This is a genomic window from Burkholderia sp. MSMB1835 (assembly GCF_001526365.1).
Taxonomy (GTDB): Bacteria; Pseudomonadota; Gammaproteobacteria; order Burkholderiales; family Burkholderiaceae; genus Burkholderia.
The window spans coordinates 62,182-79,408 of sequence record NZ_LOYP01000019.1 but is presented as its reverse complement, the minus strand read 5'-3'; the positions used below and the strand labels follow the sequence as shown (position 1 = coordinate 79,408).

Below are 17,227 nucleotides of genomic sequence, written 5' to 3'. Positions count from 1 at the left end.
GCAGCCTGCCGGATTCCCTGAAAGGAGCATCGAGATGAAAGCCGTTGGATTGACCCGTTATCTGCCGATCGACGACCCGCAAGCGTTGCTCGACGTCGAACTGCCGCAACCCGTGCCGGGCCCGCGGGATGTGCTCGTGAAGGTCGAGGCGATTTCCGTGAACCCGGTCGACACCAAGGTGCGTGCGCCGAAGCCGCAGGTCGAGGAGACGCCGCGCGTGCTCGGCTGGGATGCGGCCGGCACGGTCGTCGCGGTCGGCGCCGACGTCACGCTGTTCCGGCCCGGCGACGAAGTGTTCTACGCGGGCAGCATCACGCGGCCCGGCGCGAACAGCGAATTTCACGCGGTCGACGAGCGGATCGCCGCGCTGAAGCCGCGCACGCTCGACTTCGCGGCGGCGGCCGCGCTGCCGCTGACCGCGCTGACCGCGTGGGAAGCGCTGTTCGACCGGTTGCGCGTGTCGCCGCAGGGCGCGGACGCGGGCAAGTCGGTGCTGATCATCGGCGGCGCGGGCGGCGTGGGCTCGATTGCAATCCAGCTCGCGAAGACGCTCGGCAAGCTGCACGTGATCGCGACCGCGTCGCGGCCGGCGTCGGCCGACTGGGTTCGCGCGCTGGGCGCGGATGCAGTGGTCGACCATTTCGGCGATCTGCCGGCGCAATTGCGCGAGATCGGCCATCCGAGCGTCGACTACGTGCTGATCTTCAACGACACCGACCATCATTTCCCGGCCGCCGCGGAAGTCATCCGGCCGCAGGGCGGCATTTGCACGATCGTCGAGAACGCGAAGCCGGTGCCGGTCGAATTGCTGAAGGCGAAGAGCGCCGCGTTTCACTGGGAATTCATGTTCACGCGTGCGATGTTCGAGACGCCGGACATGATCGAGCAGCACAAGATCCTGAGCGAGGTGGCGCGGCTCGTCGACGGCGGCACGCTGCGCACGACGCTCGGCGAACAGCTCGGCACGATCAATGCCGAGAACGTGCGGCGCGCGCACCGGATGCTCGAGGGCGGGCGCGCGATCGGCAAGCTCGTGTTGAGCGGGTTCTGAGCCGGCGGTACGCGTAAGGTTGCGGCGCCGCGAACGCAAGCGGGGTAACACCCGATGCGTTTGCGGCGCATTGCATCCCGCTTGGCGGTAGACTGGCAGCGCATCATGCATCGAAAACCGCGCGGCACGCGCGTGCCGCCGCATTACAAGGAGGTCAGCATGAGCCAACGCAGCTTGTCGGTCGCCGCATCGTGGTCGGTCGTGTTCGCGGCGGCGTGCGTCAGCGCGAGCGTATTCGCGGCGCCGCCGGTCAAGGGCAGCCTGAAGGGCGGCGGTACGGGACAGCTCGAATACACCGTCAAGGTCGACTCGAAGACCTTCGGCAATACGCAGGAGACCCGCAAGATCCGCTCGGGCGAGACGGACGATTTCAACTGGAAGTCGGTGCCGCCGAGCGGTGCCGTGGCGATGCCGGACGGCTGCCCGAACGCCGACAACCTGCCGCGCGACGCGAACGGCGCGATGGTGCGGCAGACCCAGGTGCGGCTCGCGCCGTCGGTCGACGCAAAGGGCGTCGCCAACGTGCAGTTGAGCTTCCAGGCGGCCGCGCCGAAGGGCACGCGCAGCGTGACGGCCGGCGGCAAGTCGCTGCAGTGTCCGGACGTCGCGTCGGTAAGCCAGGTGAAGTGGGTGTCGATTCCGACCAACGGCGGATCGAAGTCCGTGACGATGAGCGACGGCACCAAGGTGACGGTGTCGATCAAGCATTGAGCGGCGCGCGCGAGCCGGCGTTTCGTCCGGTCCGGTGCGCGCGCAACCGGTTCGACGGGCGGAACGAGCAAGCCAGCACGCGAGCAGGTCGGCCGTGCCGCCGTCGCGATGCATCCGCTGCCGGCTTCGCGGCGCGGCGCGGCGCCGCGACCGTGCAACGGCGACGTGTGACGTGATGCGGATGTCACGTCATGCTCGCGCGCATCCTGTCCGTCCGGTCATGACATTCCGGTGAAACTTCGCATGCGCAGGCTACCGCCGCGCGTCAGTGCGTGCGCTCTTCGAGCCGCGACGCGAGAAAGCGGTGATCGGCCGAGAACAGCCGGCGATAGGTCATCAGCACCGCGCCGACGGTGCCGAGCGCGGACGCGGCGGCGATCAGGAACATGATCACGATCTGGTAGCGCACGGCCTGCAGCGGCGACTGGCCGGCCAGCACCTGGCCCGTCATCATCCCCGGCAGGCTCACGACGCCGACCACCGCCATCTGGTTCAGCGTCGGCAGCATGCCCGCGCGCACGGCCTGGCGCGCGGCGTCCTGCGCGGCTTCCCAGCGCGTCGCACCCAGCGCGAGCGCGGTTTCGACGCGATCGCGGCGCGCGGTGAGTTCCTCCATCATCCGCTCGACGCCGAGCGAGACGCCCGTCAGCGTATTGCCGAGAATCATCCCGAGGATCGGGATCGCGTATTGCGGCGCAAACCACGGATGGATGCGGATCACGACGAACAGGCCGACCGCCGCGACGAACCAGCTGCTGAACCAGATCGACGCGATGCTGTCGATGCGTTGGCCGCGGTACGTGCGCTTGCCGCGCCCCGCGCCGGCGAAACCGGCGATCAGCGTCATCAGCGCGGTGAGCGGCAGCACGACGTACCAGTGCGGATGGCCGAACACCCAGCCGAGCACGTAGCCGATCGCGAGCAACTGCACGACGGTGCGCACCGCCGCGAGCGCGAGCTTGCGGCCGAGGCCGAGCGACAGCGCCGCCGAGATCGCGCCGTTGACGGCGACGAGCGCGGCGGCGATGCCGACGTCGACCAGACTCAGGTCCTGCAGGGCGGGGCTCATCGCGCAACCTCCGTCGGGTTGGCCGCGTGCAATACGCCGGCCTGCATCACGAGCCGTGTCGTGCCGATCCGCGCGGCCTGGGCCGGATCGTGCGAGATCCACATGTATGCGCGCACGTCGGGCGCGGCGTCGAACCATGCGCCGACGAGCGCTTCGATCGCGCGTGCCGATTCGGGATCGAGCGCGGAGGTGGGCTCGTCGAGCAGCAGCACGTCGGGATCGAGCTGCAGCACGCGCAGCAGCGCGGCGATCTGCGCCTCGCCGCCGGACAGGTCGCTCGCGCGCTTGTCGAGAAAGTCGGCGCCGCGGCCGGCCTGTGCGGCAAGCGTTTCGGCGCGTGCCCGATCGAACGCGACGTCGCGATAGATCGCGAGCGAATACGGATAGCGCAACTGCGATTCGACGGTGCCGTCCATTTGCGCGGGGCGCTGGCGGACATAGGCGACACTGCGCCGGTAGCGCGGAATCGCGCTGCGCCGGATCCGGCTGCCGCGCCACAGGAGGCGGCCGCCGTCGAGCGGATCGAGTAGCGCGAGGGCGCGCAGCAGCACGCTCTTGCCCGACCCGGAGGGGCCGGTGACAGCAATTCGCGATCCCGCGGCGAGGCTGAAATCGGTCGGGGCCAGCAGCGTCTTGCCGCTGCCGGCGTCGCGCCGTGTGATGTGCTGCGCGTCGATGAGGCCGGTGGGGGAGGTCATGTCACAAATGAAAAAAAGCGTTAATGGCGCCGAAAGGCCGTCATGTCGTGCGTCATAATACCGATCGAAAAGCCGCAGTTGTCGTGCGCCGTTCGTCCACGCAGGCGGACCGGCATGGTGCGGCAACACTTCAGAACAACAACGGAACCGCCATGACGCTAACCCGAGCCATCGGCAAATCGGCTGCATGGGTCGTCGGTATCGTCGCGGTGCTCATCGCGGCGGCCGGCGTCTTTCTTTTCACGTTCGACTGGAACCGCGCGAAACCGTGGGTCAACGAACAGGTGAGCGCCGCACTCGGCCGCCCGTTCGCGATCAACGGCGACCTCAAGGTCGGCTGGCGTCGCCCCGATGGCGAAACCGGCTGGCGCGCATGGGTGCCCTGGCCGAGCTTCTCCGCCACGCAACTCGAGATCGGCAATCCCGACTGGGCGAAGGCGCCCAAGTTCGTCACGCTCGATGCCGCGCACTTCGATCTCGCGATCCTGCCGCTGCTTGCGCATGAAATCGTCATCCCGTCGATCGACGTCGTGAATCCCGCCGTCGATCTCGAGCGGCGCGCGGACGGCAGCAATACGTGGACCTTCCAGTTCAAGCAATCGTCGCAGCCTTCGCGGTGGAAGGTGCGGCTCGACAGCTTCGGGTTCGCGAAGGGCACCGTCACGTATCGCGACGCGATCACGAAGGCCGATCTGACCGTCGCGATCGATACGCTCGGCCAGCCGATCCCCCTCGGCGACGTGCTGAAGGAACAGGAGCAGACGTCGCGTGCGGCGTCGGCGCAGCGCGTGGGCAAGCATGGCGCCGCGCAACTGGGCGCGAAGGCCGATGCGCAAGCCGCGTCGGGGGCGAGCGCGGCCGCGGCCTCGGGCGCGTCGGCCGCGAGTGTCGTAGCGTCGGCCGCTTCCGGTTCGTCGGGGTTGCCCGCTGCGTCCGCGCCTGCCACGCCTTCCGCGTCGGCGGCCCCTGCCGCTGCCGCGTCCGGCGCCAGCGGGGCGGCGGCGCCCCCGAAGCCGTCCGGCCCGACCTATGCCTTCGGGCTGAAGGTCGACGGCCGTTACAAGAACGTGCCGATCAGCGGGACCGGCAAGGTCGGCGGCGTGCTCGCGATCCAGGATGCGTCGCGGCCGTTCCCGCTGCAGGCCGACGTGAAGGCCGGCGATACGCGGCTCGCGATCGTCGGCACGCTGACCGATCCGATGCATCTCGCGGCGCTCGACCTGCGGCTGTGGCTGCAGGGCACGTCGATGTCGCACCTTTATCAGCTCACCGGCATCACGCTGCCCGATACGCCGCCTTATGCGACCGAAGGGCGCTTGATCGGCAACTTCAAGCCGCATGCGAGCACCTTCCGCTACGAGAACTTCAACGGCCGCGTCGGCGGCAGCGACCTCGGCGGCACGCTCGTCTGGGCGCAGCGCGCGCCGCGGCCGAAGCTGTCGGGCGAACTCGTGTCGAACCTGCTGCAGTTCTCCGATCTCGCGCCGGTGATCGGCGCGGATACGGCCGCGAGCAAGGCCAAGCGCGGCGACACGACGCGCCAGCCGCCCGATCGCGTGCTGCCGGTGGAGACGTTCCGCACCGAACGCTGGAGCGCGATCGACGCGGACGTGAAATTTACCGGCCGCAAGCTGATCAAGAGCCCGCAGTTGCCGATCACCAACCTGTACACACACATTCTGATGCAGGACGGCGTGCTGTCGTTCGAGCCGCTGCAGTTCGGTGTCGCGGGCGGCACACTCGAGACGAACGCGCATCTCGACGGCAGTCGCACGCCGCTCAAGGGCCGCTTCAAGCTGGTCGCACGGCATCTGAAGCTCAAGCAGCTGTTCCCGACGCAGAAGGTCATGCAGACGGCACTCGGCGAAATCAACGGCGACGCGTCGCTGTCGGCAACCGGCAATTCGCCGGCCGCGCTCGCGGCGACGTCGACCGGCGAAGTGAAGGCGCTGATCACCAACGGCCGCATCAGCCGCTTGCTGATGGAGGCGGCGGGTTTGAACGTCGCGAACGTCGTCTACGAGAAGCTGTTCGGCAACCGCGACGTCAACATCAATTGCGCGGCGATCGATTTCGTGGCGACCGACGGCATGCTCGACCCGAAGGTCTTCGCGCTCGATACCGACGATGCGCTGATCAACGTCGACGGCCCGATCAGCCTGCGCGACGAATCGCTCGACCTGAAGATCCATCCGCATACGAAGGGCTTCCGGATCTTCTCGCTGCGCTCGCCGTTGTATGCGAAGGGCACGTTCAAGAACCCGAAGGTCGGCGTCGATGCGGGCGCGCTCGCACTGCGCGCCGGCGCGATGATCGGGCTCGGGCTGATCAACCCGTTCGCGGCGCTGATCCCGCTGATCGCGCCGAGCAACAACCGCGACGTGCCATGCTCGGAACTGTTCGGGCAGATGAAGGCGCAGGCGGCGCAGAAGGCGGCCAGCAAGGCCGGCAAATGATGCGCGTCAGCGGCCCGCGCGCGCCCACTGCAGCACGGCGTCGACCTCGCGGCCGTCGATCCGCACCGGCGCGACGGTGCCGAGCTGCAGACGATCGCCGTCGAGCATGACGGCCCGCTGCTGGACGTCGCCGATCCAGTTCGGGAACAGGCTGACGTCCATCGCGTGGGTCAGCGTGCCGTCGTCGGCGACCTGAAAGGGGCCGGAGTAGGCGATATAGCCGCGCGCGGCGGCCGCGCATTCGTCGTCGGTGCCGCCCTGAAGATCGCCGTTGGTGTAGCGCGGCCGGCCGGCGGCCATGAGCTGGGCCGACATGTAGCCGTCCGGCGTATAGAGGATCCAGCCGCGTACGTCGCGGCCGAGCGGATAGGCGGACGGGCTGCCGTCGCACGGGCGGATTTCGTAGGACACGAGGCGCCATGCGCCGACGAGACGTTCGCGAAGCTGGCTGGCGAGCATGCGGGCTTCCGGTGAGACGGCGGTAGGGCGCGTGCCGTCGTGTCGATGGGCCGCCGGGCGGCGAGGCGGAGGGCCTGGAACGGGCTGCCGGGCGGTGCGGTCGGCAGTTTCGCCGACACCTGCTAAAATACACGGTTTTCCGTCGATTTCTCTCTTACGGGACCTGCCGTGCTTTCTACTGCCAACATCACGATGCAATTCGGGCCGAAGCCCTTGTTCGAGAATATCTCGGTCAAATTCGGCGAGGGCAACCGCTACGGTCTGATCGGCGCAAACGGCTGTGGCAAGTCGACCTTCATGAAGATCCTCGGCGGCGATCTCGAGCCGAGCGCCGGCAACGTCGCGCTGGAGCCGAATGTCCGCCTGGGCAAGCTGCGCCAGGACCAGTTCGCGTATGAAGACGTGCGCGTGCTCGACGTCGTGATGATGGGCCACACCGAAATGTGGGCCGCGATGACCGAGCGCGACGCGATCTACGCGAACCCGGAAGCCACCGACGACGACTACATGCACGCGGCCGAGCTCGAGGGCAAGTTCGCCGAATACGGCGGCTACGACGCCGAGGCGCGCGCGGGCGCGCTGCTGCTCGGCATCGGCATCGAGGAGAAGTTCCACAACGGCACGATGGCCGACGTCGCGCCGGGCTGGAAGCTGCGCGTGCTGCTCGCGCAGGCGCTGTTCTCGAAGCCGGACGTGCTGCTGCTCGACGAACCGACCAACAACCTCGACATCAACTCGATCCGTTGGCTCGAGCACACGCTCAACGAGTACAACTCGACGATGATCATCATCTCGCACGATCGTCACTTCCTGAACTCGGTGTGCACGCACATGGCCGACATGGACTACGGCACGCTGAAGGTCTGGCCGGGCAACTACGACGACTACATGCTCGCATCGGCGCAGGCGCGCGAGCGTCAGGCCGCGGCGAACGCACGTGCGAAGGAGCGCGTGGCCGAACTGCAGGATTTCGTGCGCCGCTTCTCGGCGAACAAGTCGAAGGCGCGCCAGGCCACCAGCCGCGCGAAGCAGATCGACAAGATCAAGATCGAGGAATTCAAGCCGTCGTCGCGGCAGAACCCGTTCATCCGCTTCGAGTTCGAGAAGAAGCTGCACAACGTCGCGGTGGTCGCCGAAGAGATCACGAAGAAGTACGAGCGCACGATCTTCCAGAACTTCAACCTGTCGGTGCAGCCGGGCGAGCGCATCGCGATCATCGGCGAGAACGGCGCGGGCAAGACGACGCTGCTGCGCTCGCTGCTCGGCGCGCTGCCGCTCGATCACGGCACGGTGAAGTGGTCGGAGAACGCGAACGTCGGCTACATGCCGCAGGACACGTACGAGGAATTCCCGGACGACATCACGCTGATGGACTGGATCGACCAGTACCGCAAGGACGGCGACGACGAAACGATGGTGCGCGGCACGCTGGGCCGTCTGCTGTTCTCGTCGGACGACATCAAGAAGTCGGTGAAGGTGCTGTCGGGCGGCGAGAAGGGCCGCATGATCTGGGGCAAGTTGATGCTCGGCCGCCACAACGTGCTGCTGATGGACGAGCCGACCAACCACATGGACATGGAATCGATCGAGTCGCTGCAGATCGCGCTCGAGCAGTTCGAAGGCACGCTGATCTTCGTGTCGCACGACCGCGAATTCGTGAGCGGGCTGGCGAACCGGATCATCGAAGTGCGTACGGACGGCACGCTGAACGACTTCGGCGGGAATTACGAGGAGTTCCTGACGAGTCAGGGGCAGGAGTAAGTGTCCTGAGGTTTCGTCCGGTCGTGGGTCCAGGTTAGGAGTCGCCGCACCCGGCGAATCGCCCGAAGCGCGACAGGCCCGCATCGACAGCAATGTCGATGCGGGCTTTTTCATCTCCGCTGCGGCAAAACCTGCCACGCCGCGCATTCCAGTTTCCTTTGCTTGATCGACTTCGGGTAAATTAACCACCCAACACCGCCCATCATTCCCCATTTCGCCCCGGAGCCGCTCTCGATGCAGGACCATCCTCTCGCGCTCGACCTGTCCGGCCTTGCGCCCAGCCTCTACGCGCAGGGCACCGAGGAGGGCATCCTGTCGCGTCTGATGGAGCGGATCGCGCCGACCCACCGCTTCTGCGTCGATATCGGCGCGAGCGACGGCCTGCGCAACAGCAATACCGCGCGCCTGCTGCGCGAGCAGGATTGGTCCGGCGTACTCGTGGAAGGCAGCGCATACCGGTTCGGCAAGCTTGCCGCGCACTACGCGGGCGTGGAGCGCGTGCGCCTGCATCACGATCGCGTGCAGCCCGACACGGTTGACCGACTGCTCGCCGACGCGAACGTACCGACCGACTTCGACCTGCTGTCGATCGACATCGACGGCAACGATTACTGGGTGTGGCGCGGCCTGCAGTCGTTCCGGCCGCGCATCGTCGTGATCGAATACAACCCGTACTACACGCCGCCCGAGCGCTGGGTCATGTGCTTCAATCCCGACCACGAATGGGACGGCTCGACCTATTACGGCGCGAGCCTCGAATCGCTCGTTCGTCTCGGCAGGCAGAAGGGCTATGAACTCGTCTGCTGCGACGACATGGGCAACAACGCGTTCTTCGTGCGGCACGATCTGTACCCGCTGCTCGGCATCGAGAACAACGATCCGTCGGTGCTGTTCCGGCCGGCGATGTACAAGCTGCGCTACGTCGGACACAACACGTTCCTGACCGGCCATCCGTATCGGCACGGGCCGGCCGAGCACATCTGAATGGATTTGCTCGCCGTCACCTTCGACGAGATTCGCGATGCCTATGGGCTCGGTCGCGGCGGGGAGCCGACGCAGGTCAGCGAGCGGGTGTGGCGTCTGCCGACCGACGGCGGCGCGGCCGTGGCGGTCAAGCTCCATGCGCTTGAGCACCATGCGCGAGCGATCAAGGAGACCGCCGTCCTCGCGCATCTGGAAACGCATGGCGATACGCGTTTCCATGTGCAGACGCTCGAGCGTACGACGTCCGGCGCGTCGCTGTGGTCGGGGCAGCATTCGCACGCGATGCTGACGCGCTGGGAAGCCGGGCAATTCAAAACCTACGATACGTTCTCGCCAACCGAATGGGAGGCGCTCGGCGCGAGTCTGGCCGCGTTGCACCTGAGCCTCGAATCACTGCGTCTGCCGTCGCGCGATACGATCCGCGCGCGGCTGACCTCGATCGATGCGGACACGGTGCGCCGCAGTCTGCTGGATGCACTCGATCGAGTGAATGCGAGCGCCGCCGCCGCCGCGAACCTGCGCCGCTATGTCGATCTCGCGCTGCGCATGCTCGATCGCTACTATCCGGGCAGCATCGATGCGTTTCCGGCCGACGATCCGCAGCACCCGATCCACAACGACTACAACCAGTTCAACTATCTGTTCACGGGCACGCTGCCGCCGCTGATCCTCGACTGGGAGGCGTCGATCGGCGCGCCTCGCGAATACGAGCTGGTGCGATGCCTGAATCACTTGCCGCTGGAAGCGCCGCACCTCGCGGCAGCGTTCGTGCGTGCCTATCGGCGCGTGCGGCCGGTGAACCCGGCCAACCTCGAATGGGCGGTCGATGCCGCATGCTTGCAGCACGCGCTCAAGCTGTGGATCGTGCAAGGCTGGCTCGACGATCCGTCGCGCTTCGCGTCGCACCTGAACGGCGCGGTGACGATGGCGTCGGCGATGGTGGACGCGCGTGACCATCTGGTCGATTTCTTTTTTCGATGCGTGGAAGCAGGAAGCTGATGTGATTACGAATCCGAACACGGTCCCGAATCCGCCGCGCGCCGGCGAGCGACAGCACGTGTTTCCGCCGCCGCTGGATCGCGATTACCGCGTCGAGGACGGGCGCGTCCAGACGCGCTCGCTGGAAGCGCATATCGTCGATCACTGCAACCTGACCTGTGCGGAATGCTGTTCGCTGTCGCCGCTTTTGCCCGAATGGTATGCACGCCCCGAATCGATCGAAGCCGATCTGCGCAAGGCCGCGAAGGTGTTGCGCCCGCGGATGTTCAAGCTGGTCGGCGGCGAACCGTTGCTGCATCCGGCGCTCGTCGAACTCGTCGAACGCGTGCGCGGCACGGGCATCGCGCCCGTGATCTCGGTCACGACGAACGGCCTGAAGCTCGGCGAGATGCCCGACGCGTTCTGGCAAGCGGTGGATGCGCTGACGATCTCGCGCTATCCGAAGCCGGCGCTCTCCGCCGATCTGATCGCGCACGTCGAGCACCAGGCCGCGCGCTTCGACGTGCGCCTGAACTGGAAGGTGCAGGACGTGTTCACGACGATGAACCGCGCCCAGCCCGGTACGGACCGCGACGAAGCCCGGCGTCTTTATCACGATTGCTGGATCCGCGAGCGCTGCCATATGATTCGCGACGGCATGTTCTACACGTGCACGCGTCCCGCGCATTTCCATACGCTGTACAAGGGCGAGAAGGATTTCCAGGCCGACGGCCTGCCGTTGCGCGACGATGCGGGCATGCTCGACGCGATGCTGGCCTATCTGCAACGCGAGACGCCGCTCGAAGCCTGCCTGCATTGTCAGGGCGGCAGCGCCCCGGTGGCGCCGCATCGCATCCTCAAACGCATTGAAGTGGACACCTTGAAGGCTCGTTATCCATGATCGTCGGCACGCGCGACCCGTTCGGTTTCGATCGTCTGCACTACCATCCGCGCAGCGGCGTGTCGGCGTCCGGCATCCGCGCCGTATTGCGGGCGTCGGGGCAACCGGCCGGCGCGCCGGATGCGGCCGCCATCGCGGGCTATCTGAGCGGCGAGCGCCTCGTCGGCCGGACCGTGCTGCGCGACGTGCTCGCGGTGCCGCCCGGCCATGCACTGATCCGGTCGCCGCAAGGGCTGGCGGTGCAGCCGGCGCCCGAGCGGCCGCAGCATGCCGATCTCGACACCGTGCTGCGCGCGTCGCTGCAGCGCGCGCTCGACAGCGGCAAGCGCGTCGCACTGGCGCTGAGCGGCGGGCTCGATTCGGCGCTGCTGCTCGCGTTGCTGCGCGAGCTCGGCGCGTTGGGGCATGTGACGGCCTACATCCTCGCGACCGACATGCCCGATTACTGCGAACGCGATGCGGCGCTCGAACTCGCCGCGCGGATGCAGGCGAACGTGAAGATCGTACGCGCGAACGAGGCCGATTTCGTCGCGGCGCTGCCGAGAACGACCCATGCGGTCGAGGAGCCGATGTTCAACCTGCATCCGGTCGCGAAGCTGCTGCTGGCCGATGCGATGGCGGCGGACGGCGTCGAGGTGGCGATTACCGGCGACGGCGCGGATCAGGTATTGCGCCGCGACCGGTCGGCCAACTATCTGCCGCTGTGCCATGCGTTGTTCGACGCCGCGTCGGTCGACCTGCATCCGCCGTTCGTCGACCCCGACGTCGTCGCGCATCTGACGAGCGTCGCGCCCGACCCGAACAAGCAGTGCCTGCGCGATCTCGGTGCGCGCCTGAACCTGCCGGACCGTCTCGTGCATGGCCCCAAGCGCGGGCGGCTCGCGCCGGCGATGGATCTCGCGACGCTGCTCGATCGCGGCCGCACGCATGCGCTGGCCGACACGCTCGGCTTGCCCGCGCCCGCGTTGCAGACGGATACCGAGCGCGTGTTGTGGACGACGCTGACACTGATTCTCGATCATCTCGATCGCCTTCATCCCGATGCCGCGCATCGCCCGACCTGAGCCGCTCATGAAACGCATCCTGTTCTGCGTCGTGCCCGAGAAGGGCCACGTCAATCCCTGCATCGGCCCGGCCCAGCATCTGCGCGCCGCCGGTTGCGACGTCGCGTTCTATGCGCCGGCCGACATCAGCGAGCAGCTCGATAGCGCCGGCGACTTCGCGTTCGTCGGGCCGCGCGAGACGCCCGAGCGCCACGACCTGTCGCGTGGCGCGAGCTTCGCCGCGAACATTCGCGACGCGGACTGGCTGCGGCACTGGATCCGCACACTGCTGATCGACCTCGCGCCCGCGCAGGTGGACGGCATCCGCGCGGTGCTGCGCGAATGGCAGCCCGACGTGGTCGTGATCGATCCGCTGCTCTATGCCGCGGCGATTGCCGCCGAACTGGAAGGGCTGCCGTGGGTCTCGATGTCCAATTCGCTGAATCCGGTGCTGCCGGACGATCTGGATTCGGAACTGCTGCGCACGGTGCGATGGCTGGAACCGGAACGCACGCGGCTGTTCGCCCGCTACGGCCTCGACGCGCGCTTTCGCGGTTGCGACGTGCTGTCGCCGCACCTGACGCTCGCGTTCACGACCGACGCGCTGGTCGGCGCGCCGCCGCCCGGCGTCGAACTGGTCGGCCCCGCGATGCCGTCGGGCCCGCGCGGCGACGAGACGGCGTTCCCGTGGGAACGCGTCGATGCGGATCGCCCGCTCGTCTATATGTCGCTCGGCAGCCAGCTTTACTACCATCCGGCGCTGTTCGCGAAGGTGATCGAGGCGACGCGCGCGACGTCCGCGCAACTGGTGCTGTCGGTCGGCGAGCTGGTCGATTCGGATCTGCTGCCGGCCGGCGACGAACGCGTGATCGCCGTACGTTACGCGCCGCAACTGGCGCTGCTGCGGCGCACGCATGCGTTCGTCAGCCACGGCGGCGCGAATTCGGTGATGGAGTCGCTCGCGTGCGGCGTGCCGATGCTGCTGTCGCCGTTCTGCAACGACCAGTTCCATTCGGCGCATTTCGTCGAGCGGGCCGGCGCGGGCTGCGTGCTCGATCTGCAGCAGGCCGGCGTCGCGGAAATCGCCGGCGCGCTCGAACGACTGTTGCGCCCGGGATCGTTGCGCGAGCAGGCGGCACGGATCCGCGACAGCTATGCCGCGCGCGACGGCTCCGCGCAGGCCGCCCGCCTGATCAGCGCACTCGCTTCAGGAAGCCGCCTGGCGACAGCGTCATGAGTACGCGGTCCTCGATGTCGTGATCGACGTCGAACCGGTCGTCGCGGGCCAGAAATTCGCGTGCGGCCGTGGCCGGGTTGTTGCCTCGGCCGTACGGCTTGCCGTCGAACATCGACTCGGGCAGGTATTCCATGATGGTGTCCATCACGATCGCGTAGCTGCCGGGCGTCACGAACGGCGCATAGCATTCGAGTTCGCGCAGCACGTGCGCGTGCGTATGCGTGAGATCGAGGATCGCCATCACGCGCGCGCCGTCGCCGATCTGCGCGCGTACCGAGGCGAGCGTGTCGGCCGCGCACGATTCGCCTTCGATCAGCACCATGCGGTGGGCGAGCCGGTGCGCGTGCAGGCGCTGCCTGACCTCGTCGCGCAGGCGCGGCTCGATCGCGACGACGCGGCCCGGGTTGCCCGCCAGTTCGAGCATCGACGCGGTGAACACCACGCCGCCGCCCGCGGCGATGCCGGTCTGGACGATGCAGTCGGGGCGCTCGCGCCAGATCAGTTCCTGCAGCGCGAGCATGTCGCCGGGCAGATGGAAGAAGCGCTCGCCGAGCCAGCGGGTCTGGAACAGATGGCCGAATTCGGCGGCGCGCGTCAGCCATTCGACGTTGATGTCCCGCATGCGGGCCGAAGGACGCTCTGACATGGTCGATGCAACGAGTGAGAGTAACGTGAAAACGCTGGAATCGTGGCTAAAGCGGTACTGGAACATCGGGCCGGCGCGCCTGCGGGCGCTGGCGTCGGGCCATACTAACAAAACGTATCTCGTCGAGTGCGATACGGGGCGCACGGTGCTGCGCGTGTCGTGGGCCGGCAAGCCGCTCGGGCAGATGCGGCGCGAGGCGTCGATACTCGGCCGTCTCGGCGATGCGCGCATGGCGTCGAAGCTGCCCGCGCTGCCTCGGCTGCGGCCGACGGTCGATGCGCAAACCGGCGTGCAGATGCCCGACGGAAGCTGGCTGCATCTGTTCGAGCATATCGACGGCCGTCCCGGCTTGCCGGACGACCCGCACGCGGGGGCGACCGATGCGATGCGCACGCTCGCGCGTCTGCATACGGCACTGGCCGCGATACCCGCCAGCGAAGCGGCGCCGCTGGCGTGGTTGCGCGCACGTCATGCGCGTGTGGCGGCGCGCGCGATGCCGTCGCTGCCGGGCGACCTGAGCGACGCTTACGACACGGTGATCCGGCGGATCGGCGCGCATCTCGACGCAGCGTCGTCGTGGCTCACGGGGCAGGTGCATTGGCTGCACGGCGACTATCACGCAGGCAACCTGCTGTATGTCGGCAACGCGGTGAACGGCGTGCTGGATTTCGACGATGTGGGGCAGGGGGCGCAATGGCTCGAGGCGGCCTTTGCGTCGTTCGCGCTGTCGCGCGATGCGGACCGCGACGACTGCTTCGTGTTCGACCGTGCGCGATGGGCGGCCTGCCTGCAGGTTTATGCGGCGACGCGGGCCGACGCGGCGCCCGAATGGCTGCGCGACAACCGCGAGCCGTTGATGGCGCTGTTCTGCGCGGACCAGACGCTGATCCATCTCGAAGCCGCGCAGCGCGGCCTGTGGAGGCCGGGGCCGGGCATCGGATTCCTCGGCGGCTGGCGTCAGTTGCTCGACGGGGCACGGCCCGCGGATTAGCCGGCCGTCGCCTCAGCGCTGCCGGTTCAGGAACAGCCGTACGGCTTCGACCGTGTTGGGCCGCGCGTCGCCGTGCCGCGATCCGTCGTGCAGGCAGAACAGTACGTCGCGATGCTGGGCTGCGCAGGCGTCGACGTGCGCGCACATCGCGTCGAACAGCGCCTGCGGCGATGGCGCCGGCCGCTGCCAGTCGTCCAGTATCGCGGTCCAGCCGGTGTGTTCGCGTTGCAGGCGCGCGAGCACGGCGGCGCGATCGTCCTGCGGCAGCAATCCGTACGGAAGACGCAGCGGGATCGCGTCCGGCGCGGCGAGGCCGGCGCGGCGGTAGACGTCGCGAATCAGCATGTCGGTCGTGTGGATTTCGTCGATCAGTGCAGCGTCCGCGAGCGCTCCCGGCCGCGCATGCGAATGGGTGTGATTGCCGAGCCGATGGCCTTCGCGCGCGATTCTCGTCGCGACGTCGAGCGCGCCCGCCAGGTGCTTGCCGAGCACGAAGAAGGTCGCCGCGCATGATGCGTCGCGTAGCACGTCGAGCAGCGCGGGCGTGGAGGGGCCGGGGCCGTCGTCGAAACTGAGGTGAATGGAGGTCATGGGTTGGCGGGGCCGCTCACTGAACTGGGTCAATGGCCGGCGGGCACGTGCCGACCGGACGCGCGCCGGCCGTCAGCGCGGTCGATGCGTCGGCGATCAGCAGAAGTCGATGGGCAAACGCCACGCGAGTGATCCTTCCTGTCCGAGATCGATGTCGGGTCGCGACGGCCGAACGGCCGGCGACGACGATTCTATGACGCTTCGCGCGGGCCGGCGAGACGGAATGGCGGTCGCACGCGTATCGAGCCGGCGAGGCCGCGCGCAATCTCGCGTCAAGCATTGTCAAATCGCCGCGATATCACGATGCCTGACGTTTCATGCGGCGCCGGAGGCTGTCATGTCGCGGTCGATTGAGTATCCTTGGATGCGAATCGCGGTACTCACGCAGTCACAACCGGGAGGCTTCACATGAATGCACGTCTTTACCGCGCGACCGTTGCCGGCGCGCTGATCGGATTGCTCGCGCCGTTTTCGGTCGCGCATGCGCAACTGGGCGATGTCCTGAAGCAGGTCGGCGGTGGCGGCGATTCGGGCGGCAGCGCGGGCGGGGCGCTGGGCAACCTCGGCGGACTGGGCGGCGCGCTGACGGGCGGCGGCGGTACGTCGCTGATGCCGGGCAGCACCGGCAACGTCGCGGGCCTGCTGCAGTTCTGCATCCAGAACAACTATCTCGGCGGCGCAACCGGCGGCGGCGCGGCGTCGGTGAAGGACGCGCTGATGGGCAAGCTCGGCGGCAACGCGTCGTCCGACAGCGACTATACGAGCGGCGCGAGCGGGATCCTCGACGCAGGCAACGGCAGCAAGCTCGATCTGAGCGGCGATGGCCTGAAGCAGCAGGTGGCGAAGCGGGTTTGCGACAAGGTGCTGACGCAGGCCAAGTCGCTGCTGTAAACGTATCGGCACGCATCGCGCGTGCCGATACCGGGGGCGGTGCGCATGCACCGTCCCCCGTCGATCATTCCGGCCGCTACGTTCGTCGCGGCGAAAAGCGCGTCGCGGGCGGCGATGCCGCGCCTCGTCGCACGGGCGGCCCCCGTGCGGCTCAATCGGCCAGCCGCTTGTCCGCGAGCGCCTTGCAGCAGTCCTCGTACACCCATTGCACGAGTTTGGCCCGATAGTCGAGATCGTCGGTATCGACGATTTCCTCGACCGCGTCGCGCGCCCACGATGCGTCGACGAACCCCGCATGCCGCTTCGCGATGTCCTGCGCGAGCGCCGCGAGCCGGGCGACCGCGAGCCAGTCGGCCTGGCGGTGATGGCGGTCGAGCCAGCGGTGCGCGGCCTGGACCTGGAACGCGGCGTCCGGCCATGATTCGTTGAGGTAAAACGCGCCGAGGTTGCCGCAGGTGAGCCAGCAAAGCAGCTCCAGGCGGTCTTGCGAGCCGAGGGTATGGGATGCGTCGGACATGGCAGCGCTCACGAAGTGCGTCGATTCCGGGCGGCGCCGGCCGCAACGGGCCGATGCCGATAATAAAAACATAGCACGATGCAGGCCCGGCCGCGCATCCTGGCGGATGCCGGCGTGGCGGCGGCCCGACGAATGCGTGGCCGGCCACGCGCGGCGGGCGGCGGCGTACCGACGCGACGGCGCCCGGTCCTTTCGAATGGCTGTCATTCGTCACACCAGCCACCGGAACGCTCGCTAGAATGT

At 67.8% G+C, this 17,227-nt stretch carries 17 protein-coding genes; 11 read left to right on the top strand and 6 right to left on the bottom strand.

Going from position 1 to position 17,227, the window contains the following annotated elements; all coding sequences use genetic code 11:
* Window positions 1-34: 34 nt before the first annotated feature.
* Both WS96_RS09760 and WS96_RS09755 read left to right on the top strand, forming a co-directional pair.
* Window positions 35-1,051 (top strand): zinc-binding alcohol dehydrogenase family protein, encoded by a 1,017-nt coding sequence (locus tag WS96_RS09760; protein WP_059832249.1) that lies wholly within the window; start codon window positions 35-37, stop codon window positions 1,049-1,051.
* Between the two features lie 159 nt (window positions 1,052-1,210).
* Window positions 1,211-1,762: a DUF6013 family protein gene (locus WS96_RS09755; RefSeq protein ID WP_059499079.1), complete on the top strand. Its 552-nt coding sequence runs from the start codon at window positions 1,211-1,213 to the stop codon at window positions 1,760-1,762.
* Window positions 1,763-2,027: 265 nt separating this feature from the next.
* Here WS96_RS09755 and WS96_RS09750 read toward each other — a convergent pair whose 3' ends face one another.
* Both WS96_RS09750 and WS96_RS09745 read right to left on the bottom strand, forming a co-directional pair.
* Window positions 2,028-2,831 carry an ABC transporter permease gene (locus WS96_RS09750; RefSeq protein WP_027784553.1) on the bottom strand — a complete coding sequence of 268 codons (804 nt, stop codon included), beginning with the start codon at window positions 2,829-2,831 and terminating at the stop codon, window positions 2,028-2,030.
* Window positions 2,828-3,529: an ABC transporter ATP-binding protein gene (locus tag WS96_RS09745; protein ID WP_059832247.1), complete on the bottom strand. Its 702-nt coding sequence runs from the start codon at window positions 3,527-3,529 to the stop codon at window positions 2,828-2,830. Before WS96_RS09745 ends, WS96_RS09750 begins: the two co-directional genes overlap by 4 nt.
* A gap of 152 nt (window positions 3,530-3,681) precedes the next feature.
* On the opposite strand from WS96_RS09745, the gene WS96_RS09740 reads away from it, so the two are divergent.
* Window positions 3,682-5,985: an AsmA family protein gene (locus WS96_RS09740; protein ID WP_059832245.1), complete on the top strand. Its 2,304-nt coding sequence runs from the start codon at window positions 3,682-3,684 to the stop codon at window positions 5,983-5,985.
* A 6-nt stretch (window positions 5,986-5,991) separates the two neighbouring features.
* Here WS96_RS09740 and WS96_RS09735 read toward each other — a convergent pair whose 3' ends face one another.
* Window positions 5,992-6,444, bottom strand: a complete 453-nt coding sequence (locus tag WS96_RS09735; RefSeq protein WP_059832243.1) for a lipocalin-like domain-containing protein — start codon at window positions 6,442-6,444, stop codon at window positions 5,992-5,994.
* Between the two features lie 168 nt (window positions 6,445-6,612).
* Between WS96_RS09735 and WS96_RS09730 the strand changes: the two genes are divergently transcribed.
* From WS96_RS09730 to WS96_RS09705, 6 genes are all read left to right on the top strand, one after another.
* Window positions 6,613-8,205 carry an ABC-F family ATPase gene (locus WS96_RS09730; RefSeq protein ID WP_059832242.1) on the top strand — a complete coding sequence of 531 codons (1,593 nt, stop codon included), beginning with the start codon at window positions 6,613-6,615 and terminating at the stop codon, window positions 8,203-8,205.
* 234 nt (window positions 8,206-8,439) lie between these two features.
* Window positions 8,440-9,189 carry an FkbM family methyltransferase gene (locus WS96_RS09725; protein ID WP_059832240.1) on the top strand — a complete coding sequence of 250 codons (750 nt, stop codon included), beginning with the start codon at window positions 8,440-8,442 and terminating at the stop codon, window positions 9,187-9,189.
* The gene (locus WS96_RS09720; RefSeq protein ID WP_059832238.1) at window positions 9,190-10,188 is read left to right on the top strand and encodes a phosphotransferase enzyme family protein; all 999 of its coding nucleotides are present in this window, start codon (window positions 9,190-9,192) and stop codon (window positions 10,186-10,188) included.
* 1 nt (window position 10,189) lies between these two features.
* On the top strand, window positions 10,190-11,068 hold the full coding sequence (locus WS96_RS09715) for a 4Fe-4S cluster-binding domain-containing protein (protein ID WP_059832237.1): 879 nt from the start codon (window positions 10,190-10,192) through the stop codon (window positions 11,066-11,068).
* Window positions 11,065-12,132: an asparagine synthase-related protein gene (locus tag WS96_RS09710; RefSeq protein WP_059832235.1), complete on the top strand. Its 1,068-nt coding sequence runs from the start codon at window positions 11,065-11,067 to the stop codon at window positions 12,130-12,132. The genes WS96_RS09715 and WS96_RS09710 overlap by 4 nt, the downstream gene beginning before the upstream one ends.
* Window positions 12,133-12,139: 7 nt before the next feature.
* A complete protein-coding gene (locus tag WS96_RS09705) occupies window positions 12,140-13,348 on the top strand; it encodes a glycosyltransferase (RefSeq protein WP_059832234.1) in 1,209 nt (402 codons plus the stop codon).
* Here the strand turns inward: WS96_RS09705 and WS96_RS09700 are convergent.
* On the bottom strand, window positions 13,305-13,994 hold the full coding sequence (locus tag WS96_RS09700; RefSeq protein WP_059832231.1) for a cephalosporin hydroxylase family protein: 690 nt from the start codon (window positions 13,992-13,994) through the stop codon (window positions 13,305-13,307). The genes WS96_RS09705 and WS96_RS09700 overlap by 44 nt on opposite strands.
* 25 nt (window positions 13,995-14,019) lie before the next feature.
* Between WS96_RS09700 and WS96_RS09695 the strand changes: the two genes are divergently transcribed.
* The gene (locus WS96_RS09695; RefSeq protein ID WP_059832230.1) at window positions 14,020-14,985 is read left to right on the top strand and encodes a phosphotransferase; all 966 of its coding nucleotides are present in this window, start codon (window positions 14,020-14,022) and stop codon (window positions 14,983-14,985) included.
* 12 nt (window positions 14,986-14,997) lie between these two features.
* Here WS96_RS09695 and WS96_RS09690 read toward each other — a convergent pair whose 3' ends face one another.
* A complete protein-coding gene (locus WS96_RS09690; protein ID WP_059826746.1) occupies window positions 14,998-15,576 on the bottom strand; it encodes a polysaccharide deacetylase family protein in 579 nt (192 codons plus the stop codon).
* A gap of 408 nt (window positions 15,577-15,984) precedes the next feature.
* Here WS96_RS09690 and WS96_RS09685 point away from each other — a divergent pair, with 408 nt between their 5' ends.
* On the top strand, window positions 15,985-16,467 hold the full coding sequence (locus tag WS96_RS09685) for a DUF2501 domain-containing protein (RefSeq protein ID WP_059832228.1): 483 nt from the start codon (window positions 15,985-15,987) through the stop codon (window positions 16,465-16,467).
* A gap of 151 nt (window positions 16,468-16,618) precedes the next feature.
* Here the strand turns inward: WS96_RS09685 and WS96_RS09680 are convergent, their stop codons facing one another.
* On the bottom strand, window positions 16,619-16,984 hold the full coding sequence (locus tag WS96_RS09680) for a hypothetical protein (RefSeq protein ID WP_027784520.1): 366 nt from the start codon (window positions 16,982-16,984) through the stop codon (window positions 16,619-16,621).
* Between the last annotated feature and the right edge of the window lie 243 nt (window positions 16,985-17,227).

Coding starts and splice junctions, on each gene's coding strand:
- WS96_RS09735 (WP_059832243.1), bottom strand. CDS start 6,444: ATGCTCGCCAGCCAGCTTCGCGAACGTCTCGTCGGCGCATGGCGCCTC.
- WS96_RS09755 (WP_059499079.1), top strand. CDS start 1,211: ATGAGCCAACGCAGCTTGTCGGTCGCCGCATCGTGGTCGGTCGTGTTC.
- WS96_RS09745 (WP_059832247.1), bottom strand. CDS start 3,529: ATGACCTCCCCCACCGGCCTCATCGACGCGCAGCACATCACACGGCGC.
- WS96_RS09720 (WP_059832238.1), top strand. CDS start 9,190: ATGGATTTGCTCGCCGTCACCTTCGACGAGATTCGCGATGCCTATGGG.
- WS96_RS09760 (WP_059832249.1), top strand. CDS start 35: ATGAAAGCCGTTGGATTGACCCGTTATCTGCCGATCGACGACCCGCAA.
- WS96_RS09750 (WP_027784553.1), bottom strand. CDS start 2,831: ATGAGCCCCGCCCTGCAGGACCTGAGTCTGGTCGACGTCGGCATCGCC.
- WS96_RS09690 (WP_059826746.1), bottom strand. CDS start 15,576: ATGACCTCCATTCACCTCAGTTTCGACGACGGCCCCGGCCCCTCCACG.
- WS96_RS09680 (WP_027784520.1), bottom strand. CDS start 16,984: ATGTCCGACGCATCCCATACCCTCGGCTCGCAAGACCGCCTGGAGCTG.
- WS96_RS09725 (WP_059832240.1), top strand. CDS start 8,440: ATGCAGGACCATCCTCTCGCGCTCGACCTGTCCGGCCTTGCGCCCAGC.
- WS96_RS09700 (WP_059832231.1), bottom strand. CDS start 13,994: ATGTCAGAGCGTCCTTCGGCCCGCATGCGGGACATCAACGTCGAATGG.
- WS96_RS09740 (WP_059832245.1), top strand. CDS start 3,682: ATGACGCTAACCCGAGCCATCGGCAAATCGGCTGCATGGGTCGTCGGT.
- WS96_RS09710 (WP_059832235.1), top strand. CDS start 11,065: ATGATCGTCGGCACGCGCGACCCGTTCGGTTTCGATCGTCTGCACTAC.
- WS96_RS09685 (WP_059832228.1), top strand. CDS start 15,985: ATGAATGCACGTCTTTACCGCGCGACCGTTGCCGGCGCGCTGATCGGA.
- WS96_RS09705 (WP_059832234.1), top strand. CDS start 12,140: ATGAAACGCATCCTGTTCTGCGTCGTGCCCGAGAAGGGCCACGTCAAT.